Here is a 23,275-nt window from a genome sequence, read left to right as displayed (position 1 = left end):
CAAGCGTGGCTGCCAAGGCGGCGCGCAGCGCGAGGCCGCTCCCGATTCGTCTGGACACTCGTCCGCTCTCCATGTCATTCATCGCGGTCAGCGAACGGTTGCGCCGAAGGCGGCAACGTCGGTCGGGATCCCGCCTTCACCGGGCCTGAAGGTCTGGGTGGGGGCACCGCCCGGGGCGACGTTCCATGGGAAGCCGTAGACAGCCCGGTCTTGGGCCGGGCCATAGGGCATACCCACGAACAGAAGCGAGGGACTACTGCCCAGGCTCATGCCGAGGAACTGGCGGGGTGCGGGTTCCCCGGGGATGCCGTGGCCGGGCTCGATCCAGCTGTCCGCCGCGCCGGGCGCACCCAGCATTGAGAACAGGGCGACGCCACCGCTCTCCGTGCGCTCGGCTCCGTACTCCTCACCCGGCACGCCGACGGCAAGACGCATGGTCGCAGCCGTACTGACCGAGTTGGGGGCGGTGTTGACGGCGGCGACTTTCTGCCCGAAGAAGTCGCCTGGCTCAGCCTCTCCCTCGACGGCAGTCGCATTCTGATCGATCCACTGGGTGTGTACGACGGACTGGTCGGCCTTGATGTGGTAGACCTGCACCGCTCCGGCATCGACCGTGGTGGAGAGGTCCTCACCGGGTGCTCCCACGACTAGCATCGAGTCGGTGGCGGTAGCTGACCCGCTGGGCCGGTAGGGCGCCATCGCCAGCGAGGTCCCGTAGCCGTCACTGCCTTGCGCGGCGCTGTCGGGGCCCTCGACTCTGCCCTGTCCCATGCCGAACATCGGATCCGGTATGCCACTGGTGTTGAGTGAGGGCCGGAACGCGAGGACGGCACCGGCGAACTGCACGGTACCGATCGACTCTCCGGGCGCACCGACGACGAAGTGTCGGTCGGTGGATGCGATCGAGGAACCGAAGCGGTCGTAGGGTTCGGTGTCCTCCCAGACGCCTGCGCTGTCCTGGCCGAACGGCGCGGACTCCAGGTTTATACCGTAGACGTAGTGCGCTATCCCGATATCCGCACCGCGGGGCCCGTCCTCACCCGGCACGCCGACGACGAGGAAGGGAACGTTGGTCGCCGACGTGCCTGCGGCCAGGGCGTATCCAACCCAGTCCTCAGCCTCGTAGCCGTCGGCCAGTTTTCCATCGGATCCCTGTCGCAGCCCCACCGAGGCAACAGTTCCCTGTCCGAGGCCGTTAGGCGATCCATAGATCAGATGCACCAGACCGGCGTCTTTCACGGTGCCGACGTCCTCATAGGGAATGCCGACCGCGATATCGGAGCATCCGTCCAGGTTCGCGTCATACACAGCGATGGAGAACCCGAACTCGTCGCCACGCTCGGCCCCGTCGGAAATGTTGGGCGTCTCCTGACTCAGCTCGAGAGTGCCCTTGCCGCCGCCGTAGACGATGTGGACGAGTCCTGCCCGCTCGATTCCGGAAACGGTTGCTTCCGGGTCCGCTATGGCCACATCGCGTATGCCGTCTCCGTTGAAGTCGGAGTCCGATCCGGAACAGGCAGCGGCTGCCACCGGGCTCTGGACGACCGTCCCCGGCGCCGGTGCAGCGTTGAAGGCCAGTGCGGTGGCCACTACAGCCCCGGCAAGGCCGGCCGCCAGGGCTGCGCGCAGCGCGAGTCGGCGTCCCGCCCTTCTGGTTGAGATCTCGCTGTGGCTCGACTGCCAGAAACCAGCGGGGATTTCAGGGGGGACACGCCGGGACTCCGTCACTTCACCACCGCGCCGAGGGGCTTGCTGCCGAGGCTCGAAGACATTCCTACCGCGGGAGAGCGACTGAACCGGCCGTCGTCGTCAGGGCCGCCACGGAAGCGCTCCGGCTCCTGCGAGAACCGCAGGCTGCCTTTGCCACCGGCGCACGCCATGTAAACCACGTCGGCATCAGCAGGATCGACGGCCGTCGCGCCGGGAGAGGCAGTGAGCCGGTCCCGCTGCCCGTTCTTGTTGAGATCCGGCTCTGCACCGGACGGAAATGCCGTTGCGGCCCTAGCCGGTGCAGCCGCGCTCTCTCTGAAACGCGCTGCGCCCAAAGCAAGCGAGCGCGTATGTGTGCGCCTCATCCCCACCCCCATGTGCGATCTGTGAAAAAACTGTGACTATGCAGCAGTGGAGACTACTTTTCCGGATCATGCTCTTGTCAAGGTTCTACTCACGCAGAGACGCCAAGACTCGCTAAATTGGCCATTCTTGACTGGTTCTCACCGAGCTCAGGCGGGTTGGTCTGCTCAGGAGGCTCGGGTAGCGAGGAGTGCCCCCGATCGCCGTCGCGGGCATCCGCAGCGAGGGCGGCCGTCCTGAGAAGATCTTCGGCTCCGTCCTGCAGGCTCGAAGCCGCTACGTCGTGGGGGTTCCATCGGGCCTGTCATGGATCCACGACAGGCCGCCCAGGTCAAGCTGGTGGCGGGCGCGGGTGACAGAAACGTAAGCGAGCCGCGCTTCTGCTTCCTCAATAGGGCCCGGGACGGGCCGCCCGTTGTCGTCTTTCTGGTCGGTGTCACGAGGCGGGGTGAAGCCATCGGCGATCTTGACACTCGCCCATTCGCGGCCCTTGGATTTGTGAGTGGTGGACACCGTGACCTGGGCGTTGTTCTCGTTGTCGAGGCGGTCGACGGCGTTGAGGATGGCGTCGGCTCCGCGGGTGTCGACGAGGTCCACGAGGGGTTCGGGGTCTCCTTCTGCAGAGTCGTTGGACGCGTAGTCCTGGAGGTCGCCCCAGGTAGGGAAGAGGAGCAGTTCCGAGTGGGATGTGGGCCTGCCAGCCCTGAGGTCTTCTGCAGCGTGAGCGAGTGCTCGCAGGGCCGCCCTCCCCCTGTCAGGGCTACGCGGTGGCCGGTGTCGAGGAGTTGCATGACTTGGCGCAGGGCTCCGACGTTGGTGCGGCACAGAATGGCGTCGGGATGCTCGACGAGGCTGAGGGTGGTGGGGACCGAGTCGGTGCCCGCGAGGCGCAGGGGTGCGGCGGCGATGGAGAGCCAGCGGTTGGCTTCGGTGGCGAGGTGAGGGCCGAAGCGGAAGGACTGGGACAGGGTGAGAGGCCGGTACCGCGGAATGTGGTCATGACATCGCGGGCTCCGCGCCAGTGGTAGATGGCTTGCGCGGAGTCTCCGACCATGACGAGTTGGGCATGGTCGCGTTGGGCGTTGAAGACCTGCTCGACGACGGGGTTGGTGTCCTGGGCTTCGTCCAGGAGAAGGAAGTCCGCGGAGATTCTGGGGTTGGTCAGTGCCCAGATCATGAGGTAGTGAGCCTTTTCCAACCTCAAGTTGAGGCGTGGTGAAGGACGAGGACGGCCTTCACAATGTCGGTGATCCGGTTGGTGCTGCAGCGGAGCTTCCGCAGTAGGCGCCAGCCTTTCAGGACGGCCATGGCCTGCTCGCCGACGCACCGGATTTTGGCGTGGTTGCTGTTGTGTCGTCGCTTCCATCGCTTGAGCCGGCGGCCACGGAAGGGACGCGGATCTGTCGGCCGGCGCCTTGGTACGCCTTGTCCGCACAGCATTTCAGTCCCACAGCGGCGAGCGCGTCGACGATCTCGTGCGTCCGTGCGGCCGTCAGGTCGTGGGTGGAGCCGGGCAGGGCCGGGGATGCCCAGAGCAGGCGACCGAACGGGTCGGTGAGGACCTGCACGTTCATGCTGTGCCGTTTGTGTTTGCCCGAGTAGTACGGGCCGTCGGCGGCAATCCGGTCGTCGATCGGCAGCAGGGTGCCGTCCATAATCACGAATGCCTTCGTCCGGGCGGTCTCCATCGCCTCGGCCAGGGTCGGCGCGAGAGCAGCCAGGACTTCGATGGCCTCGCGAATGTACCGGTAGACAGTCGCGATGCCGATTCCGAAGTCGGCGGCAAGCTGGGCGTAGGTGTCTCCGCACCGCAGGTGGGCCAGGGCGAGCAGGGCTTGACGGCTGGCAGGCAGTCGCCGCCACCGCGTACCGATCTCCCGTTGCCGTACTGCGAGCTGCTCGGTCAGGTACCGCCGGGTGCTGCTGGACAGATCGATCGAGGATGGGTAGACGAGCACGAGAAGCTCCTTGGGCGAACACTGGTGATCTTGGTCGAGACCCGTCTACCAGGAGCTTCATCGTTACGTACAGCCCGTTGACCCCCAACAGCGCGGCATCGCGGGCGGGTTGAAAGGCTCACTATCCGGCAGAGCCTCCTGCGCCCCACTGCACGCTTCGACCCCTATCGAACCCCCCTGCCCTGGGTCTATCTGTGCTCGGCTTCGACTCCGCCGGGACCCAGCGTGCATGGAATGTCCGGGTATCTGGCGGCACTTTCGGCGCTGCGCCGGGAGTTCGCGATCCACACGTCTCCATGGAAACAACTCTGGGAGAACAACTTCTACTCCTGTCGCTGGACGACAAATCCGGCATCGCACGTGAGCCCGCGAACGTAGCTGCGGCTATCGCGGGGCGTCCCTGGTGGAGCTCGCAATCGCAGGCCGAATCGCCGTGGACGGCGACATCGTTTCGGTGACTGACTCCATGCCGGTCGGCCTCCCGATCCTGGACGACGCACTCAGCGCCATAGCGGACTGCAAGAAGCCTGGCAAGATCGCTGACTGGATTGAGTACCTGAAGAAGGACGCGGTCGCCGCAGCGAGCAAGGGCCTGGTGGACAAGGGCCTGGTCCGCGAGGAGACCAAGAAGGTCTTGGGGCTCTTCCCGGTGCACCGCTACCCCGAGGCCGACAGCTCAGGCGAGGTGGCCGTCCTGGAGCGACTTGAACCTGCTGTGCTGCACGGCGAAGAACCGCAGGAGCAGACGGTGGGCCTGATCGCTCTCCTGCATGGCGCAGGACTGGCCAAGCTGGCCTTCCCTGCCGCTGACAAGCCCCTCGTCGAAGCCAGAATGGCAGTGATCGCGCAGGGGCAGTGGGCGGCGCCCGCTGTTCGGCAGGTCATTCAAGCCGCTCAGCAGGCGCTGACAGCGATTGTCACCACTACCGTGATCACATCAGCCATCGTCGGCAGCTGACCGCCCGGCGCCGGGCGCACTACGGGCAGGGGCCACACGGTCGGCTGTGGCCTGCCGATCCGGGCAGGCTGCACCCGCACGGGCATCAGCAGCCTCGTTGTCGCAAAGGACCGGCTGCCCAAGGGATCAACCAATGAGGGTTTTCCAACCTCACGCTGTCGCGTGGTGAAGGACGAGAACGGCCTTCACCACGTCGGTGATCCGGTTTGTGCTGCAGCGGAGCTTCCGTAGCAGTCGCCAGCCCTCCAGGGGGGCCATGGCCTGCTCGCCGAGGCGGCGGATCTTGGCGTGCGTGCTGTTGTGCCGGCGCTGCCGCTGCTTGAGGCGACGGCCGTCGAAGGGCACCCGGACCGGGGAGCCGGCGCCTTGGTATGCCTTGTCCGCTCAGCACTTGAGTTCGGCAGCGGCGAGAGCTTCGACGATCCCGTGAGTGCGGGCCGCAGTCAGGTCGTGGGTGGAGCCGGGCAGCGCGGGCGAAGCCCACAGCAGGCGGCCGAACGGGTCGGTGAGAACCTGGACGTTCATGCCGTGACGTTTGTGTTTGCCGGAGTAGTACGGGGTGTCGGCGGCGATTCGGTTGATCGGCAGCAGGGTGCCGTCGAGGAGCACAAAAGCCAGGCGGTTCGCGGTCCGCATGGCCTGGGCCAGGCTGGGAGCGAGCGTGGCCAGGACTTCTAACGCCTCGCGGACATAGCGGTAGACCGTCGCGACCCCGATGCCGAACCCGGTGGCGCGCTGGGCGTAGGTGTCACGGCAGCGCAGATGCGCCAGAACCAGGAGGGCCTGGCGGCCCGGCGTGATGTGCCGCCACCGGGTGCCGATCTCACGACGGCGCGCAGCCAGGTGCCCGGCGAGGTGGCGCAGATGGCCACTGGACAGATCGATCGCCGATGGGTAGACAAGCACGTGAAGCTCTTGGTCGGCACGGGTGATCTTGGTCGTGAACCCGTCTACCAGGAGCTTCACCACTTCGCCTAACCCGCCAACCAACGGCGCACAGCGTCAGGTTGGAAAGGGCTCATTGCTGACCGCCTGGGGCAACGGTTTCGCTGAACTCTCTGCGACGGAGCCCAGCGGCCCCACCAGAAACGGTGAGAGCTGGCTCCGCCAAGCGTTCGAGTGCCGGGCCGGTGGGCGGCCCGCGCACACACGCCCAGCCAGCGAGAAGAGGCCGTCAGGGGCCGGGGTGACATTCGGTGACGTCCGCGATCGCGGACTCGTCCAGGAGCATCGCCCCGAGCACGGACATCTCCGCGTCCAGGAGCTCCTAGATCATCCCCCCACCCGAGCTGGCCGAAGCGGCGCAGCACGCCGCAGAGGCCGCGTACGGCATCCGGGCCGCCGACAAGCCCCGCCGCCGCGCTCCAAGAGGCGCGGGGGCAGGCGCTCCAGGCCTCTGACGATCTGGTCGCCGCCGGGGCCGCACTCGCCGGATGAGCTTCTGAAGGCTGCCATGCCTTGCGCCACGCTCCCCAGTGCGTCGCCCGGAGCAATGGGTCCTGTGCGGGGCTTATACCCCCGACTGCCGGGCCGCGCTGGCTCATGCTGCCGTCCGCACGGCAGTGAAGCAATCGGTATGAGCGTGTTTGCCGCGCGGGTGCCCCCTGCTGCCGCGGCGCGCGGGTGCCCGAGTCATTCGGGTCGGGCACCCGCGCGCGCCTCTTTTTCAGATGGCTATCCAGAACGCTTCCATCCAGCGGTTCTCACCGATGCTCCCGATCCACTGGTCGTACGACCATAGGTCTGTGCCCTTCCAGCCCACGTCCTGCACGTGCGCGGCGGCTTTTATGGACTCGTTGGTGCTCCTGAAGCGCAGCGCCTGGATCGGCTGACCGCCGGCGTGTGAGAATTCGAAGCTGTTGCCGGGCGCTATGTGGCGCTCGGGGCCGGTGCCAGTTTCCGCCCAGTGCGCCTGCACGTTGAAGTTCATGGCGCCGGTCGTCCCGACGTAGAACTTGATCCTGTCGATCGGCTTGTTCTGGCCCACGGTGCCGGTGTAGCCCGGACTGCCGTCTGTGCAGAGCGTGGCCGACCACCCCTGGTTCCGGACATGCGCCTGGAAGCACACGGCCCGGCCCTCGGCTGCTTCGCTTCGCTGCGCGCCCGCTGCGTTCGCCTGCTGCAATTGCTCCGGGGTCAGCTTGGCCACCTTGACCACTTCCCGCGTCAGCGGTGCGGGCGTGTCGGCCGCCTGCGCTGCCGAAGACATCCCGAAGAGCGTCAGTGCGGCAAGTGTCGGAACGGAAAATCTTGAGAGAACTCGCACGATTGACTCCAAATAATTGAAGTGGCGATCCCGTGTGCATAATCCAACCGCCATAAGGTCATCCGGGTCCACACTAGAAGTGGACAAGTAACCCGCCACTCATGCCCTCCTCCAACGAGCGGCAGTGTGCCCCACTCGCGGGCGGAGCGCCTGGACCGTGCCACCACCGCCCCGCCCGCGCCCCGGTCCGCCGGGCGGCGTCCTCTTGGTACAGGCCCCCTACCGCACGGGGCGCAGACATCCGGCCTGATCGGGTGCGGGGGTCACCGCGTCCTTGATGCGGCGCGCATGCGGAGAACCATGCGACGCGATCCGCGGCGACAGCTTCACTCCTACGAGTACGTCTCCTGCTGCCCGAGCTGGCGCAGTGCGCCGTACAGACGGCGTACGACATGCGGGCGGTCAACAGACCCGCCGCGCTCCAGGAAGCCCAGGAAGGGGCGATCGCCGCCGCCGGGACCGAGCTCGCCCCGTAGGAACCCGCCAGCCACACCTCACCCGACCACCACCCCCGCCCGCGCGGGGACCACACGGTCAGCACGATCATGAACGCCGCATTCGCGGGACCAGCCCCGCAAGCGCGGGAAGCACCACCTGCTGCTCGTGTGCGCCGAGTGCAACGGCTGGGGACCACCCCCGCACGCGCCGGGAGCACCCTTCATGACCTGCGACGCTACCGCCCTCACCCACCAGTTTTCATCCACTTCCACCTCACCGCGCCCATTCGCCCGGCGGGCGCGGTGAGGTGGAAGGGTGGCGAGGCCGGGGCGGGCGGCCGACGTGTGGCGCCGGATACCGAACGCCCGCCCCGGGCCCGTCGTCGAGGGCGCCCCGACATTGGTCATCCGCAGTTGGAGGCGGGTGTTATCACGAATTCACCTGGCCAATAAGTCCAGGTTAGATTCCTCTTGGGCGCATCAACGCGCACCAGTTTAGGTTGCGCACGTCCGTACACTGAAATACCGGCGTCACGGAACCACGCCACACCGTTCGCGTCGGAAAAACGCACGGTAAGACCGTCAAGCTGCCAAATCGGTTTGCCACCGCTAGCGCTATCCTTTTCAAACTTCGCCATATCGAGCGCAAGTCGCGAGCATGGAGAAATCGTTCCCCAAAGGAACTTCCGGACCCTTGGTCCGGGATCTTTGCCGATTAGATATTGCGTGGCAGTGACGTTGACGTTGTAGATAGGTTCACTGGACGTATTCTCTACAACTACTATTATTGGATCTGTTGATGTGCCCGGAATCGGAGTAGACATCCAGGCATTGAGTCTCACCGCCTGGGAACGATCTTTTGTTTCTGAATCTGCAAGCTGTTGCTGCGTTTGGGAATGGATAGTCCACGCCGAGAACAGCAGACCTATTGCGGCGGCAATTCCGGCAAAAAATGTTCCCAACGCTGACAGCTTCAGCATCCTGTGCTCGATGCTTCTGCTCTGGCCTCCTGCGCTCCCCTGAGAGGTGACGCGGCCAGGCTCCTGAGCCTGGGATTCCCCCACTGCAGCCAGCTCTGAGACAAATTCAGTTTCACTCTCCTGCCGCGTCGCCGAGCCCGGGGCGACTTCTCTTTCCGCCCCCTGAACGCCTGCGCCCGCATCTTCGTTGGCTGGCCGTTGCACTTCACCACTCTGTTCCACGTACGGTCGTCCCTCCCTTAGCTTGTTGTTCAACCGGTTCCTCGGGTTCGGTACCGGTTGTGGTCGATCGGTCGCTGGTCTACCTCGCCGGCGTCACAGGACAGCACCCGCACTACGTCCAAAATCGGTTTGCCATCACCGGGCACCGGCCCGACAATCCCGGGGTGAACACCTCGCAGGGCGCCACGCGCCGACTCCGCACCGCTGTCACGGCCGTGAACCCCCGTGAGGACCACCACAATGACCCACAAGATCCGCGAGTTCACCGCTGCCGATGAGCGCTCCTGGCTCCGCTGCCGTGTGCTCTCCTTCCTGACCACCCCCTACTTCGACAACGTCCTACCCGCCAAGCCGGTCGCCGCCGCGCCGCGCCCCGGGCTCGACCTGGTCGCCGTCACCCCGGACGGCACCGTTGTCGGCATCATGGACACCACCATCGAGGGCGATCTGGCCACCATCGACACCGTCGCAGTCCACCCGGATCACCAGCGCCATGGACTCGGCAGCCGTCTGCTGAACCACACCCGTGCCCGCGTCCGCGCCCTGGGCCTGTCCACCCTCGACGCCTGGACCCGCGACGACCCCGGCGCCCTCGCCTGGTACCGGGCCGTCGGCTTCGCCGAAAGCGACCACTACCTGCACGTGCACGCCGACTATCGCGATGACCGTGACGAGCCCGACCGGGCCATCGGCTCCCGCCGCCCCGGCATGCGCCCCATGAGTTCCTTCTCGCACGCCACCCTGGACCAGCAGGACGCGCTCCAAGCCGAGTTCACCCGCATCCATGTCTGCCGACGCTTCTCCATGAACCCGTGAGCTGCTGGTTGAACGCCCTTCTCAGAAGAGCCAGTTGAGTGTCGGACGACCGCTGACGCCGGTGTGACAGGGGTGCGGCCTTGGTGTGATCACGTGCGTTGTCGAGACGCTGTTGATCATGCCAAGGCCGCGAGGGTGAGTCTGCTGCACGACGCTGTTCGCGTCGAGTCCCTGATCGTGTTATCCCGGTTCCGGACCGACTTCTACGACTGCCTGACCGCCCGCGCGGACGCGTTGTTCGAGCTGACGGACGCGGTGCTGTGCACGGACGGGCCGGTGCGGTCGCTCGTCGATCTGGCGCTGGCGCCCGAGCACCGACGGGGCCGCGGCGCCCTTTATGCCGGTCTCAACCGCGGACGGGTGAACGTCGCCCGGCTGCGGCGGGCCCTGGCCGGAGTGCCGCTGCCGAGGGCCGCTGACGGCTGGCTGGTGTTGGCGGTGAACGTTTCTCCGTGGCTTCGGCCGGATGCGGGGACCGTGCCGGACCCCTCGTTCTGCCACACTTATGGTCGCGGCAACGCGAAGCACCAGATGATACCCGGCTGGCCGTACTCGGTCGTCGTCGCGCTGGAGAGCAGCCGCACCTCCTGGTCCGCGTTCCTAGGCGGTGGCGGGTGGCGAGGCGCTGGGCGATGCGGGGGCTGTTGACCGCCGTGGTCTCGACCGCCGTGGCGGTCGCCTTGGCGCTGGTGGTGTCGCCCTGGGCCAGCTGGAGCTGGGCGAGCTGGACGCTGTAGTAGGCGCGGTTGCGGTGCATGGAGGGGCCGAGCAGGCGCAGGGCCTGGGCGGTGGCCCTCTCCGCGTCGGGTCGAAGGCCGATGGACGGCCGCCGCGGGACATGACCTGGGTGAACGCGGGTGCGTCGCCGGCCTGGCCGGGTGTGAGCACGAAGGCGAGCAAGCCCTGTTCAGTTGCCTCCCCGGGCAGGGAAGTCTGCCCCCGCGACCCTCGTACCCGGTGTCGGGGTCCTGGTAGACAGGGTTCTGATCCCCTGGAAAAGGAGGAGTCAGCGTGCGGTCACACAGCAGCCGGGACACCGAGCGGGAATCCGCTGCCTCGCCGGCCTCAGCCCCGCGGCGTGCCGAGCGAGGCGGGCCCCCGGCCGGGCTGCTCGGCCTGCAGCGGGCCGTCGGCAATGACGCCGTGGTGTATCTGCTGCGCAGGGCCGGGCATCCCGGGGCGCAGGAGGAGGACGAGGCCCCGGTGCAGCGGTCGAAGGTGCGCAGCGTGCTCAGCGGCAACGGCCGGCCGCTGGACGCCACGACCCGCTCCGACATGGAGGGCCGGCTCGGCGCCGACTTCTCCGGCGTACGGCTGCACACCGGCAGCCAGGCACGCCGCTCGGCCGCCGAGATCGGTGCCCGCGCCTACACCTCCGGCAACCACGTCGTCCTTGGCGACGGAGGTGGCGACCGACACACCCTCGCCCATGAGCTCACCCACGTCATCCAGCAGCGCAAGGGCCCCGTCGCGGGCACCGACAACGGTGCCGGCCTGTCCATCTCCGACCCCGGTGACCGCTTCGAACGGGCGGCCGAGGCCAATGCCCGGCGCGCGCTGCGCGGTCCGGCCCCGGCTCATAACGGCCACGCCGGACACGGCGCCCACGAGCACGGCGAGGCGTCCGGCGGCGACGGTGCAGCCGCCGTGCAGCGGATGAAGCGCAACCGTGACGAGAGTGCCGAGGGCGACATCTCCGATGCGGTCAACTACATCGCCGAGCCTTCCGGGTGGGGGCCGTACAAGGAAGAGGACGGCGGCGGGAGGGGCCTGGAGATTCCCAAGTCGGATGAGGGCATCGCCTGCTGGGAATGGGCGGTGCGGGCCGCCGAGCAGTCCGGGGGCCTCGACCGGGGCCAGTACTGGGACTACCTGATCGGCATGCGTGAGAGCGGGGACGTAGAGGAGATCGATCAACTGGAGCCCGCGGTCAGGAGCGACCTCGACGGACTGCGCGACAGAATCGCTGCCGCGGGCATGGTGTTCGATCTCACCGATATCGACAAGAAGCACGACCAGGCGACGGTCGATGGCTTCGTCGAAGAAGGGGTCCGGACGTTCGTCCAGGCCCATGGCCTGGAGATCGCCGACGACAACCCGGCCGGGTGGATCATCTGTCAGTACACGACCGACGGCACCATGGCCGTCCCGGAGCACTTCTGGATCGAACTGCCCGTCCCGAACAAGCCGGGTTCCCGCGTCCTTCTCCAGACGGTTCCCGGCAAGAAGCACATCGAGGCCGGTCCGCAGAACCTGCGCTGGCACGACGAGATGAGCATCCCGGAGCGAAGCTCCAACGCCGAGAACTACCGGAAGGTCGTCGTCCCGGTCGCCGCCCTCAAGGGCCGCCACACCCAAATCATCAACAGCATCATGGAGCGAAGCCGCCGCACCCGGCGCAAGTAGGCCGGGGCTATGGGCCGCCGGGGAGCCGTCACATCGCCCGGCTGCCCGTCAGGTGGGCGAAGACCACCACGTTGCCCTGGTAGCCGGTGGACTTGGAGTAGCCGCCCCCGCAGGTGATGACCCGGAGTTCGGGGCGGGGGGCGGCGGCAACCGGTCGCTTGGTCCATGGGGTAGTGGTCCCCTCCTTCGCGCACGTCGCCTACCGTGCGGCGGACTGGGATGGGGAACGCTCCTGGCTGCTGGAGCAGGGGCTGTTCGTCGTCGCGACCGATCCCACCGAACTCCAGGCAGGCCTGGAACCGGCGGAGTTGAGGGCATGAGGGGCACTGTGGTGTACGACCCTTCGGGTGCGGTGACATGCGGGCTGCCGCTGGACCGTGAACCCCACCTCGCGCTCGCCGCCGCCGTTCTGGCTTGGGGTCCGAACCCGGTCGGTGTGCGGGCGGCGGACTGTGCGCAGATCGGCCTCCAGCTCACCGGCCACACACGGTGCGTGGCCGCCGACCTCCGCCAGCGGTTCGAAGCACTCCCAACGGACAGCGAACTGTCAGCCAGGACGAACAGGCGCACCCAGAAAATCTGTACCCGACCAGGTTCACGTCGAGAGCGTCAGCACTTCTCCTTCCGCGCCTGCTGAATCAGCGGCTCGGCCTCGTCCAGCGTGAAGGTGACCTGCCAGGTCTCGGCCGCCCGGTGCAGGGTATCGGCGAACTTCTGGTAGCCGTGGTCTTGTTGGGCCGCGTCAGCGGCGCGGTTGGTCGCCGTGTTCAGGTACTGCTCGGCGGTCTGGTAGTAGGGGTCGGTCAGATTCGACGGCCGGGGACGGGCGAGTTGGTCGGTCAGCTGCTGCAGGGAGGCGCAAGCGGACTTGGCAAACTCGCGCGCCGCCACCGTGGCCTTGGAGGGCGTCGAGCTGCAGGCCGCCACGGAGAGCGTGGACGCCAACAGCAGGGGTAGGGGCAGTGCCAGGCGAAGTATCAGCTGACGGCGACTAGTCATGGGTCAATCCTAGTTAGCATGACGGCCTGACCGCCCGGAAATCCAGTGGGCCCGCAGTCCTGCCCGGCCCGCATCTGGGCCTTGTCCGCTCCGGCCTGCAACGCGGCCATCAACGACGGCACCGCTTCCGCCCACTCTTGTTTCAACGCCCGCGCACCTCGGCGGGCTCGTCACCCGCGACGGTAGAAGCCAGCGGCCACACGATCCCATACCAAAACCCCACGAAATACCCCAGCGAGGCACCCGCACCGTATGTACCAACCCTAATCGGTCCAACTTTCGCGTCGCTAAACAGCGTTGGTTCAACTTCGGTGGCAATCCGTCCAACTTCGCTGTCACAGGTCAGCCGCGCGCTGCGCCAGGGGTTCCCGGTGTCCCGTCTCAAACGATCTGGTCCCTGTCTCAGATGATCTGGTCCGATTCGCTCGTCGTCTCAGATGATCTGGTCCGTTGGTGCTGGTGTCTGTCCGGTCTCACCGGACGCGTGCGCTTTCCGATGACGCCCCGCTGGAGGTGGCGGGCTTCGCTGTGACCTGGGTGGAGGATGGGGTCGAGGTCCGGCGGCCGTTGAGGGACACGATGGGTATCGCAATGTCAGTGGTGATCGCCACCATTGCGAGATGAGCAACCCGAATCGGGCCACCGGCAGTGTCTGGCGGCTCTACCGCGGCGACCATGAGGTTGCCCGGCTGGCGGTGACCGGTGCCGATTGGCCCTGGATGCACGCCGGCGTCGAGACACTTCCCGGCTTCGAAGAGTTCCGTCCGCTGTTCGCGGAGCAGGAGCGGGCCGTCGACGAAGAGGCATGGGAACAGATCGACGAGTGCTACTTCCGGATCCGCAGTGCGCTCACCCTGACGTTTCCTGACGGGAATCCCGTCGCCGAGTTCATGCTGAACATCCACGACGACGGCACCGCCGGCCGGCACTGGCACAACGATCCCATCGACATGGAGAACCAGTGACGCGCCGGCTTCGCTGCTTCTGGGACGAGGAGGCCGTCTGCTTCTACTTCGAGCTGGACACCGATGGGCACGTGATCCGGCAAGTCGAGTTGCAGGAGCCCGGCTGCTGATTCTCGTGTTGCTGTGCTGGGCATTCTCACGAGGCGCCGACCGTCGTCTCGCCAGGTGCTGAGGCAGCGCTGCGCAGAACCCGTTCCCTCAGCCACCAGAGCGAGAACACGACCCGGCGCGGCAGTGAGGGTCAGCAGCCGGCACCGGGGGGCGGCACCAGGCCGGTTTCAGCTCCGGCCGTACTCCGGGAGACTGGGGCCTGCCCCTGTGCGCTCCACACCTGCACGGGCGTGAGGGGAGCGTACCGTCGGAAGCCCGGGAGCACTTCTGACGGGATGTCAGGGTTGGTACGTCGTAATAGCGTGCGAGCGGGTCTACCGTCCGTGTCTTTGGCGTTGCGTGGGGGCAGTGCGCTGCTGGTCAGGTGGTGCCGTCGGGGTTGAGAAGGTGATCCGGTGCGGGGTATCCAGGCGGGACGAAGCAGGCGGTCACGGTCTTGCCGTCTCGTTGTGGATGGTGTTCCCAGCTGTCGGACAGTGCCGCGACGATCGTGAGACCCCGGCCGCCGGTCGCGTGAAGGCCCCGGTCGGCCGGGGCCGGCGGGTTCGGGCTGGCGTCGTGAACGCTGACGTGGAGGCAGGTACTGTCCCAGGTCAGGACGAGCTGGGCATCGCTACGAGCGTGCTTGTGCGCGTTCGTAATGAGCTCGGTCACGGTCAGAAGCACCGAGTCCACCAAGTCGGGTGCGTTCTGCGCCCATTCCAGCGAGTCGATATGCTCCCGCGTCCAGCGGCGCCCGGCCCGCGCCCCTTGGGACATGGGGAAAGACTGCGCCCAGCCCACCGCTCTCATCTCCGAATCAGCCACGCCGGTGCCTCTCATTCGTTCATCAAGGGAGCCAGAGTCGTTCGTCGTCTTCCGCCACCTCTCCTACCCGCCCACGGGAAGATGACGTCCGACCTGCTCCAAGCCGCGTTCAGGCGCGGTGCCCCGGACCCGGTCGCCATGGGAACGCCGACATGCTCAACCAAGCCCCACGAGGTTGAGCATGTCGGCGGGGCTGTTGACGAAGAGGCGGGCCCGCTCGTCCGGGACCGCGTCGTGGCGCGGGGGTGGTGACAGGCGCGGCAAATCCGGCGGGGGCGGGCTGCTTCGGCGGCGCGGTGTCCGAGTGGTGGTGGAGCGGGAGCGGGCTGCGGTGGTGAAGACGCGGGGGCGGAGGCCGTCACGGCACGCCCTCCGGAACCCCTGCCCGGGAACCGGGAGACCACCACCGACGGAGAAGGGTCTAGACCTCAGGGTGGCGGGTAAGCGGGGGAAGAGCCCCAGGGCGCCCCACAGGGTTCCGCCGGACGGCCCTCCGGCAGGGCACCAGCCCGGGGCTCACCACCGCAATCGTCTCCACAGCCCCGAACACCCGGCCGGCCGGAGCGGTGCAGGTGAACGCCCACAGGGCCGCTGCCCGCGGCCGTCGGTCGGCGGTGCGCATGATTCCGGCAGGTGCGCTTCGCGTGCGGTGCGGAGATCGGTTGCTGGGCTTCGTGGTGCGCACAGTGCGGTGAATCGTCTACCGGTAGGCCCTGTGTGATGCCGCCGGAGCGCGCTGGGTTACCAGGCGGTCGCTTCCTCGATCGTCTGGCGGATCTCCAGGACGCTGTCGACGCCGGAGATCCCGAAAAGGCGCCGTACCTGTTGTGAGGGTGCGACGATGCGCAGCGATGCCGTCTGGTGGGTGAGGATCAGCAGGTTCAGGAACGCCGAGTCGGCGAAGGTGACGGCGGAGGCATCGAGGACGACCTTCGGGTACTTCCTCGCCGCGGCCTGCAGCGCCTCCCGGAGCGGCGCGATCGAGCCCAGGTCGTACTCGCCGGACGCGTCGATCACCCGGACCCCGCGGTACTCGTACTGCCGAGGTGCGCAACCGTACGAAGCGTCCACGGTGTTCAGCTCCGGAGCCAGCGTCCCGCTGGCGCTGCTCGTGCGCGTCGATGCGGCGGCCTCGTTCCAGAACACCTCGGGCTCCTTCCGGCTTCTCCCGTAGGGGAACACGGGAACACGTCATCGGTTACCGGAAAAATATGTCATGCAACATGCTTCCGGCAACCCACGTCCCCTAAAATGGTCTCCATGGCCGCTGTACCTGAGTCCCACACCGGATGGACGTTCATCACCAGCCACGCCCGCGTGCTGGCAGCCATCGCCGACAACCCCAACATCCGCATCCGCGAGATCGCCGCCCACTGCCGACTCACCGAGCGCGCCGTGTCGCGCATCATCTCCGACCTGGAACAGGACGGATACCTCTCACACACCCGTGAAGGACGCACCAACACCTACCGCATCGGCCCGGACAAAGTGCTGCGTCATCCCGCCGAAGCCGGCCTGCCCGTAGCCTCCCTGCTCTCCCTGCTCGTCCAGGACGAGACCGAACGCACCGGCACACCGAGCACCCACGAGCAGCACCCGGTGGACATCACCGCCGCGAGGTAGCGCAGGACCGCCCGGGCCAAGTTTCCCCCGGCCCGTTGAGCGACGCGGAGCTGGGCAGCGCGGATTGCTGGGCAGAGCGGAGCTGGGACAAACAGATCTGCGCATGACGTAACTGCGCAACACGAACCTGAGCGGCGCGGACCTGCGTGACGCGCAGACGGATGAGGGCCAGGTCGACTGCGCTTCTGTGCGCTGACGGATCGTCGGCTCCTGAAGGACACCACCGGGCCACACTCGCCGCAATCCCTCCATGGCGAAGGGCCGCTGCTCGGCCTGCGCAGCGGCATCATCCTGATGCTCGGCATCCTCGTCCCGGCGACGGCCCGACCCGCTCTGAGCCCCGTCAGAAAGAGACCGGTGCGGGGCTCACGGCCTGACGACCTGTGACCGACGCCTCCTGGCTCCCGCCCGACCTTGTTCACCACAGGGGCGGGGCCGCGGCGCCCGCCTCCTACCTGCCGCGTCCTTGTTGGGCGGGGGCGGGCTGCTTCGGCGGTGCTGTGTCTCCGACTGCGGTAGTGGAAACGCGGGAGCCTGTGGGCGGGGCCTGGTCGAGTTTATTCGGCGTCGCGCCGGCGTCCGCGCTCGAACTCGGCCAGGTCCGATATCCAGGGGCCGTGCTCTTCGAGTGCGGCGCAGCCGCCCCGGACGAAGGCGGCCACCAGCTTCCGGTACTCGCTGATCCCGTCGGCCCGGCCGTACTCGACCAGGTACTCCGGCTCCGATACGTCTTCGGTCTCGCGCGCGGTCGTTATCCGGGCGATGGAGTCGGTGCGGAACTGGAGCTGGATCCCCTCGCCCATCTCCTCGTCCTCGATGGTGAACACCTGGTTGTTCCCGGCGGAACAGTCGCCGACGAACTCCCAGAACTCCGCGGTGGCAGTGCGGGGATGGTCGTGGAGCCACTTCTTCTCGGCACCCTTGTCGTCGGTGAACGACAGGGCTGTCTTCCTGGCACTCCCACCGAAGCCGGCGTGGGTGCCGGCGGTCTCCTCGTCGTCCTGCATGGGGGTGTTCCTGGCGCGGTCCGCGGCCTCCGAGCACATCAGAAAGCTCACGGTAGCCACCGCGTCATCGACGAGCTCGGGGTGTGCACGGCGCACGGCCGCCTCGACTGCCGCCGCCATCCTCTTCCAGTCGCGTTTGTCCGTGGCGCGCTTTCCCCCTCGCGGGTCACGGCTTATCCGCATCCCGGCGCACGCCTGCTCCGCGGTGGCGATCACACGCATGACCTTCCCCAGCAGTGCGGGATCGACGGCATCGGGTATCCGCTTGGGAACCGTCGCACCGTAGAGGTACTGGCCCGTGTAGGTGAGTATCGCGGCGTCGAGCGGACCCAGCACTATTCCGCGCTCGGCGCGACGGCGGTCCGCGTGGTGCTTCTGCGCTCGTTTCCCGTCGGACGTCTCCGTCACCGCGCGCACCGCCGCGCAGACCTGACCGCGTTCGAGCAGATCGATGTCGGCTCCATGGGCGATGAGCCGGCCCCTGTCCCACTGGATACGCTGGAAGAGCGCCTCCACATCCACCGGCGCGCCGAGCAGGACCGGGTCCAGGAGCGCGACCGCGGCGTCCTCGTCGAGCGGGCCCCCGGTTCCTGCGGCGTCGCACAGGGGAAGGACCGTACTCCACAACAGCAGGTGTCTGCCCAGGTCCTCCCGGATCACCGCAAGATGGGCTTCACCGATCGGGAACGTGAACGTACGAGGGTCATGGTTGGCATCGGCCCCGGCACCGAGCATCAGCTTCAGCTCGCCGCCCTCGCGGATCACCTTCGGGATCCAGCCGCTCCAGCGCGTGAAAACGATATCTGTCATGGACTCAGTCTTCCCCACCGGACAGCCCCGGACTTGATCTCCGACGTGCGCCGTCGAACGGTCGTCGTACTTGCGGTGCGTCGTACTTGATCACTCGGGTCGCTAGCCGCCGTACGCGAAAGCGGCCTTCACTCAAAACTCCACGGAGGTACCGGGCGGTTACTCCGGGCCACTTAGCTCCAGTCGTAGATCGTGATCTTGCGGCTGAGGGCAGCGCATAGTTCCCTCTCTGGTAGTAGCTCTGCAGAGTCGCAGCGAAGCCCAGTCAGCCCTTCCTGCCGGAGAGGGCGGGGCCGCGTAGGTGTTTGCGTAGCGCGGTTCTCAGGTTCGGGAGTGTGGTGCGGGCGCCGAGCGCGTTGTGGAAGTCCGGGACGTTCCAGCGGACCAGGGAGCCTTGCCGGGCGAGGTAGAAGCCGATGTCGTCGATGCCGTAGTGGTCGTCGTAGTCGAGGAGGAGGTAGCCGGCGAGTTGCTGTACTTCTTCTCTGCCGAGGCGGCGGGGTCGGGTGACGGCTTTGCAGTCGATGAGGAAGCCGCCGGTGATGAAGTCTGCGTCAGCCTTGACGTCGGTGCTGCCGGTGAACGTCGGCCCGCAGACCCGTTGGTGGGCGGGGAGGTCTCGCAGGGGTGCGAATGGCTTCCCGGCGAGGTTCATCTGCTCGTCGATGTCTTCGATGACGTAGGCCGGTACGGCATCAGTCAGACCTTTGATGGTGGTGTGGGCGTCGACCAGGGTGAGGAAGTTACGTTTGCGGGGGAAGGTGCCGTTTCGGTAGATGGCTTCGAAGTAGCTGGTGATGAAACAGAGCCTGGTGAGATCCTCGTCGCCGAGGAGGCGATCGGGGTCTGTCAGGTGGGCGCGGAGGCGGCCCAGGATGTTGCTGCCGATCGTGTAGAGGTTGGTGCGCACCGCGGTGCTGGGTGCTCCTTCGACCGGGGGGGGTTGCTGCCGATGAGGTCGATGCCGGACTGCGCGGCGGGGCCGGGTCGGAGCCGAGGCTCAGGCGTAGCCGGTAGTCGATGGTGTGGCCGAGGGCGGCGAAGTCGGGGCGGCGTTCGTTCAGGGGCTGTACGGGGTGCGGGAGGGCTTGGATGTGCTGGATGTAGGAGGCGATGACGCGTTCGGGGGATGGCAGGTGCCGGGCCATGAACGTGGACATCGGGGAGCGTGAATACTTGAGCTGGCCGGTCAGGGGAAGCCGGGCCAACGAGATCCCCTCGGGGGTGATGTGGGCGGTCGCGGTGGTGAAGCGCGTCTGGAGCCGTTTGATGCCGACGGTGTCGAGTTGGGTGCGTGCCCGGGTGACCGCGACGTAGACAAGTCGCGCGAGGGCGGGGTGTACGGCGCCGGTGTCCTCGGGCGGGCTGAAGCCGGGGCCGATGCGGACGCGGTTCCATTCGCGGCCCTTGGCCTTGTGCACGGTGGAGACGACGACGCGGGCTTGTTGTTCGTCGCTCATCTGCTGGACCGTGCGGATGATCTGGTGGGGTCCGTAGGTGTCGACGATGTCGACGATCGCTTTGAGGTCTGCGGCGGCGGAGTCCTGTTCCGCGTACTCCTGGACCTCGCCCCAGGAGGAGAAGAGGGCGAGGTCGTGGTGCGAGGTGCGGCGGCCGGCCTGCAGGTCGATGGCCGCCTTCGCGATGCTCAGCAGGGGCTTACCTCCGCCGACCAGGGCGACAGGCGCCTTCCGGTCCAGGAAGCGCAGGACTTCGGCGGGGGCGTCGGCGTTGCCCCGGCACAGAACCGCGTCGGGGACGTCCACGTCGGTCAGCTCGGACGGTTCTGCGGCGAGGCCGGTGAGTTGCATGCTCGATGTGGCCGCGCGTAACCAGTGGTTGGCGACCTCCGCGATGGGAGGGCCGAAGCGGAAGGACTGGGTGAGCTCCATCCTCGTGCCGGGGAAGCCGCTCATGATGTCCTTGGCGTGACGCCATTCGTAGATCTGCTGGGAGGGGTCTCCGACGCAGACACGCTGGGCCTGTTGCGCGAGGAAGATCTCTTCAAGGACCGGGTTGGTGTCCTGCGCCTCGTCCAGGAGGATGTAGTCGGCGCGCAGGCGGGGGCGGGTGAGCGCCCACATCTTCAGGTAGTGGTCGTGCTTGAAGGGAAGGGTGCCGTTCTCGGAGCAGATGTCGTCCCATGCCCACCGGGCCCGGGGCAGCAGTCCTTGCACGACGTACTGCTGAGCTGCGTCGTCGAGCCCGTTGACCGTGCCCAGGTGGCGCGCCATGACCTGTTCGTCGGTGGAGTAGCAGAAGTGCTTGACCATTTCCATCACGAGGTGAGCCAGGGTCGTAGCCTTAAGACGGCGGGGACCGACGGCCAGGTCCCGGTCCAGGTTGAGGAGCTGCGCGGTGCGCCACAGCGGCATGTGCCGTGTGGCTTCCAGGCGGGCCTGGTAGCCGGTTCCCACTGCGCGGTAGGCCAGTCCGTGCGAGGTGCTGCAGTGCACGTTGGTACCGAACCGGGCCTTGGCTTCCAGCGCGATGGGCTTTTGAACGCGATGTACATGGCGCGGCGGCGGGACGCGGCACCCATCATCACCAGCGTTGATGTTTTCCCCGTACCGGCGCCTGTGCCACTAATGCCAGGTCGCGGCCGGCGGTGAAGGCATCTCGTGCTGCTGCCTGCTCCTCGGTCGCCTTCACTTCCACTGCGTGGTCCCCTTCGCGCGTTTGCTGCCTGTTCGTTCTGCTGGTGGGCACCAGCAGAACGAACAGACGCTGGTCAGGTGCAGCATGACGCGGCGCACTGACAATCCGCAGTTACATGGGGAATGACTGTTTGGAATAGCAAACAGGTATCCAAAAGAGTGGCCGGTCGAGGACTGGCGTCGGGTCCTAAGACGCCATCTCATTTGGTGAGTCTGCGGTAGCAGATGAGGGTGCAGGCGATGCTGGTGAAGGCTAGGAAGTGGTCGGCTTTGCGTTCGTAGCGTCGGTGGAGGCGGCGGCAGCCGGCGAGCCAGGCCATGGTGCGCTCCACGGTCCAGCGATGGCGGCCCAGCCGTTGCGAGGACTCGACTCCCTTGCGGGCGATGCGGTGGGTGATGCCGCGTTCGCGTAACCATTGCCGCAGGTGGGCGTAGTCGTAGCCCTTGTCGGCGTGGAGTTTGGCGGGCTTGCGCCGTCGCCGGCCGCGGCGCGAGCGGATTGGCGGGATGCCCTTCACGAGGGGGATCAGGGCCTGGCTGTCGTGCAGGTTGGCGCCGGAGATGCCGACGGATATGGGCAGACCCGACCTTTCCGTGATCAGGTGGATTTTCGAGCCGTACTTGCCCCGGTCGACAGGATTCGGACCTGTCAGGTCCCCCTTTTCAGGGCTCGCATGTTCACCGAGTCGATCGCGCACCGCGACCAGTCCAGCTCGCCGCGGGCACCCAGTTCGTCGAGGACCAGGCGGTGGAGCTTGGCCCACACCCTGGCCTTCGACCACTCCGAGAACCGCCGGTGGGCGGTCGCGCCGGACGGGCCGAACGACGCCGAAGGCAGCTGCTGCCAGGTACAACCCGATGTCGCCACGAAGACGATCGCCGCCAGCACTTCCCGGTCGCCGTGCCGGCGCCGGCCACCGCCCTGCGGCCGCGACGGCGCCTCCGGCACCACCCGCTGGAACAACTCCCACAACTCGTCCGGCACCAACCGCTCAACGATCCCCACCATGACTCACAGAATACCGAGTCGCCCAAATGAGATGGCTTCTAAGACGCGGCCCCGCTCATTCAGAACTCCAGCGGGGGTAGGTACGGGGGTTGAGCGACGTCGTCGTTCCTCGCCTCACTGGCCATGCACCATGATCCGGCGGCGCGCCGGAACGCAGCGCGTGCGTGGGAGATCCTGACGCCGGGCGAGCGCTCGGCTCTGCTGGCCGACCCCGACTCCGAGGTGCGGCGGGCCGCCGCGCTGTGGGAGTGCCGACGGGACGCACGCGTCACCGCGGAGCTCCTCCGCGATCCGGCCTACGCCGCCGAGGTGGTGCGCCGAGGGCTTCTGCACCGTGCCGACGCCGAGCAGTGCTTCTCCGAACGGGCACATCTGACCGCCCTCGCGGAGAACCCGTCGTTCCCCGCCGACCTCGTGGAGCGGCTCGCTGTCGACCCCGACGAGGCCGTACGGCTCGCGGTCTCCCTCAGGCCGGAACTGGACGAGGCACGGCGCATGGCGATCGACTTCACGGTCGGGGACCTGGACAGGGGGGACGCCGTGCGGTGGGTACGAGACGGGCTCGCCGACCCCGAGGTGCTGCGCAGGGCCGCGACCTCCGCCCACCCGCTGCTCCAGCGTGCCGCCGCTCGGAGCCCCCATCTGTCGCCCGATCTTCTGCGGCTGCTCGCACGCACAGAGGACCCGGTGGTGGAGAACCGCCTGGGCATTCACCACCCCGATACCCCGGAGGAAGTCCTGATGAGGGTGTACGCGCGACTCGGTGGCACGTTCTCCGCCTGGATGGCGGAGACCCATCCCCGCTTCCCCCACAAGGGCCTCGCCGTCCGCTACGCACACCACCCCGATGGAAAATACCGCCGCCTGGCCGTCCGGGACCCGGCCGCCACACCCGCGCTGATCGAACAGTTGAGCCACGACCCCGAGGTCTGGACGCGCCAGGCGGCGGTCGGCGACCCACGCCTCCCGCTCCATCGGCTCCGCCAGGCACTTCACGTCCCCGAACTGGCCTCCAGCGCGGGCGCCAACCCGGCGCTCCCCGAGGAAGAGATGGCCGCCGTCCTGGACAGAGCCTGCATTTCCGCCTGACCGCCGAGCACGACCACCCAGCCCGGCGCCGCCTTCCAACGGCTCATCCGGGCAGACCACAAGGCCGAAGACCATGATCGCT

At 67.3% G+C, this 23,275-nt stretch carries 15 protein-coding genes and 8 pseudogenes; 10 read left to right on the top strand and 13 right to left on the bottom strand.

Going from position 1 to position 23,275, the window contains the following annotated elements; genetic code table 11:
* Positions 1 to 87: 87 nt before the first annotated feature.
* The 3 genes and pseudogenes from AC3CH1_RS35645 to AC3CH1_RS35635 form a co-directional block, all read right to left on the bottom strand.
* Positions 88 to 1,590, bottom strand: coding sequence for an FG-GAP repeat domain-containing protein (locus AC3CH1_RS35645; protein ID WP_488466657.1), 1,503 nt, complete (start codon positions 1,588 to 1,590; stop codon positions 88 to 90).
* A 759-nt stretch (positions 1,591 to 2,349) separates the two neighbouring features.
* Positions 2,350 to 3,277, bottom strand: a pseudogene (locus AC3CH1_RS35640) (UvrD-helicase domain-containing protein); the annotation flags it as partial.
* Positions 3,274 to 4,031: pseudogene (locus AC3CH1_RS35635) on the bottom strand (transposase family protein). The pseudogenes AC3CH1_RS35635 and AC3CH1_RS35640, both read right to left, overlap by 4 nt.
* A gap of 117 nt (positions 4,032 to 4,148) precedes the next feature.
* Between AC3CH1_RS35635 and AC3CH1_RS35630 the strand changes: the two are divergent.
* Both AC3CH1_RS35630 and AC3CH1_RS35625 read left to right on the top strand, forming a co-directional pair.
* A pseudogene (locus AC3CH1_RS35630) lies at positions 4,149 to 4,409 on the top strand (hypothetical protein); the annotation flags it as partial.
* 7 nt (positions 4,410 to 4,416) lie between these two features.
* Positions 4,417 to 4,989: pseudogene (locus AC3CH1_RS35625) on the top strand (GOLPH3/VPS74 family protein); the annotation flags it as partial.
* A gap of 150 nt (positions 4,990 to 5,139) precedes the next feature.
* Here the strand turns inward: AC3CH1_RS35625 and AC3CH1_RS35620 are convergent.
* A pseudogene (locus AC3CH1_RS35620) lies at positions 5,140 to 5,895 on the bottom strand (transposase family protein).
* A gap of 760 nt (positions 5,896 to 6,655) precedes the next feature.
* The gene (locus tag AC3CH1_RS35615) at positions 6,656 to 7,198 is read right to left on the bottom strand and encodes a hypothetical protein (protein ID WP_488466656.1); all 543 of its coding nucleotides are present in this window, start codon (positions 7,196 to 7,198) and stop codon (positions 6,656 to 6,658) included.
* A 401-nt stretch (positions 7,199 to 7,599) separates the two neighbouring features.
* Between AC3CH1_RS35615 and AC3CH1_RS35610 the strand changes: the two are divergent.
* Positions 7,600 to 7,731, top strand: a pseudogene (locus tag AC3CH1_RS35610) (hypothetical protein); the annotation flags it as partial.
* A 365-nt stretch (positions 7,732 to 8,096) separates the two neighbouring features.
* On the opposite strand, the gene AC3CH1_RS35605 reads toward AC3CH1_RS35610, so the two are convergent.
* Positions 8,097 to 8,927 (bottom strand): hypothetical protein, encoded by an 831-nt coding sequence (locus AC3CH1_RS35605; RefSeq protein WP_488466655.1) that lies wholly within the window; start codon positions 8,925 to 8,927, stop codon positions 8,097 to 8,099.
* Between the two features lie 207 nt (positions 8,928 to 9,134).
* On the opposite strand from AC3CH1_RS35605, the gene AC3CH1_RS35600 reads away from it, so the two are divergent.
* From AC3CH1_RS35600 to AC3CH1_RS35590, 3 genes and pseudogenes are all read left to right on the top strand, one after another.
* On the top strand, positions 9,135 to 9,710 hold the full coding sequence (locus AC3CH1_RS35600) for a GNAT family N-acetyltransferase (protein WP_488466654.1): 576 nt from the start codon (positions 9,135 to 9,137) through the stop codon (positions 9,708 to 9,710).
* A 135-nt stretch (positions 9,711 to 9,845) separates the two neighbouring features.
* Positions 9,846 to 10,313 (top strand): annotated as a pseudogene (locus tag AC3CH1_RS35595) (transposase); the annotation flags it as partial.
* A gap of 408 nt (positions 10,314 to 10,721) precedes the next feature.
* Positions 10,722 to 12,116: an eCIS core domain-containing protein gene (locus AC3CH1_RS35590; protein ID WP_488466653.1), complete on the top strand. Its 1,395-nt coding sequence runs from the start codon at positions 10,722 to 10,724 to the stop codon at positions 12,114 to 12,116.
* 28 nt (positions 12,117 to 12,144) lie between these two features.
* Here the strand turns inward: AC3CH1_RS35590 and AC3CH1_RS35585 are convergent.
* Positions 12,145 to 12,261 (bottom strand): annotated as a pseudogene (locus AC3CH1_RS35585) (class F sortase); the annotation flags it as partial.
* A gap of 28 nt (positions 12,262 to 12,289) precedes the next feature.
* On the opposite strand from AC3CH1_RS35585, the gene AC3CH1_RS35580 reads away from it, so the two are divergent.
* On the top strand, positions 12,290 to 12,436 hold the full coding sequence (locus tag AC3CH1_RS35580) for a hypothetical protein (protein ID WP_488466652.1): 147 nt from the start codon (positions 12,290 to 12,292) through the stop codon (positions 12,434 to 12,436).
* Positions 12,437 to 12,725: 289 nt separating this feature from the next.
* Here AC3CH1_RS35580 and AC3CH1_RS35575 read toward each other — a convergent pair whose 3' ends face one another.
* The gene (locus AC3CH1_RS35575) at positions 12,726 to 13,115 is read right to left on the bottom strand and encodes a hypothetical protein (RefSeq protein ID WP_488466651.1); all 390 of its coding nucleotides are present in this window, start codon (positions 13,113 to 13,115) and stop codon (positions 12,726 to 12,728) included.
* Positions 13,116 to 13,735: 620 nt separating this feature from the next.
* Between AC3CH1_RS35575 and AC3CH1_RS35570 the strand changes: the two genes are divergently transcribed.
* Positions 13,736 to 14,080 carry a hypothetical protein gene (locus AC3CH1_RS35570; protein WP_488466650.1) on the top strand — a complete coding sequence of 115 codons (345 nt, stop codon included), beginning with the start codon at positions 13,736 to 13,738 and terminating at the stop codon, positions 14,078 to 14,080.
* Between the two features lie 471 nt (positions 14,081 to 14,551).
* Here AC3CH1_RS35570 and AC3CH1_RS35565 read toward each other — a convergent pair whose 3' ends face one another.
* Together AC3CH1_RS35565 and AC3CH1_RS35560 are read right to left on the bottom strand one after the other, a co-directional pair.
* Positions 14,552 to 14,998 (bottom strand): ATP-binding protein, encoded by a 447-nt coding sequence (locus tag AC3CH1_RS35565; RefSeq protein ID WP_488466649.1) that lies wholly within the window; start codon positions 14,996 to 14,998, stop codon positions 14,552 to 14,554.
* Between the two features lie 741 nt (positions 14,999 to 15,739).
* Positions 15,740 to 16,144 carry an STAS domain-containing protein gene (locus tag AC3CH1_RS35560; protein ID WP_488466648.1) on the bottom strand — a complete coding sequence of 135 codons (405 nt, stop codon included), beginning with the start codon at positions 16,142 to 16,144 and terminating at the stop codon, positions 15,740 to 15,742.
* A 114-nt stretch (positions 16,145 to 16,258) separates the two neighbouring features.
* Here AC3CH1_RS35560 and AC3CH1_RS35555 point away from each other — a divergent pair, with 114 nt between their 5' ends.
* Positions 16,259 to 16,621 carry a helix-turn-helix transcriptional regulator gene (locus tag AC3CH1_RS35555; protein WP_488466647.1) on the top strand — a complete coding sequence of 121 codons (363 nt, stop codon included), beginning with the start codon at positions 16,259 to 16,261 and terminating at the stop codon, positions 16,619 to 16,621.
* A 557-nt stretch (positions 16,622 to 17,178) separates the two neighbouring features.
* Here AC3CH1_RS35555 and AC3CH1_RS35550 read toward each other — a convergent pair.
* The 3 genes from AC3CH1_RS35550 to AC3CH1_RS35540 form a co-directional block, all read right to left on the bottom strand.
* A complete protein-coding gene (locus tag AC3CH1_RS35550; protein ID WP_488466646.1) occupies positions 17,179 to 18,438 on the bottom strand; it encodes a DUF6357 family protein in 1,260 nt (419 codons plus the stop codon).
* A 743-nt stretch (positions 18,439 to 19,181) separates the two neighbouring features.
* Positions 19,182 to 20,894, bottom strand: coding sequence for a UvrD-helicase domain-containing protein (locus AC3CH1_RS35545; protein ID WP_488466645.1), 1,713 nt, complete (start codon positions 20,892 to 20,894; stop codon positions 19,182 to 19,184).
* Positions 20,895 to 21,295: 401 nt separating this feature from the next.
* Positions 21,296 to 22,104, bottom strand: a protein-coding gene (locus AC3CH1_RS35540) for an IS5 family transposase (RefSeq protein ID WP_488460925.1) whose coding sequence is annotated in 2 segments (ribosomal slippage) — positions 21,296 to 21,756 and positions 21,756 to 22,104 — 810 coding nt in all. Because the reading frame shifts where the segments join, the coding sequence is not laid out codon by codon here.
* Positions 22,105 to 22,227: 123 nt separating this feature from the next.
* Between AC3CH1_RS35540 and AC3CH1_RS35535 the strand changes: the two genes are divergently transcribed.
* Positions 22,228 to 23,193 (top strand): hypothetical protein, encoded by a 966-nt coding sequence (locus AC3CH1_RS35535; RefSeq protein WP_488466644.1) that lies wholly within the window; start codon positions 22,228 to 22,230, stop codon positions 23,191 to 23,193.
* The last annotated feature ends 82 nt before the right edge of the window (positions 23,194 to 23,275 follow it).

It is taken from the genome of Streptomyces sp. MGP-P1 (assembly GCF_057766565.1).
The sequence above is the reverse complement of the archived record's forward strand: the minus strand, read 5'-3'. Positions and strand labels throughout refer to the sequence as shown.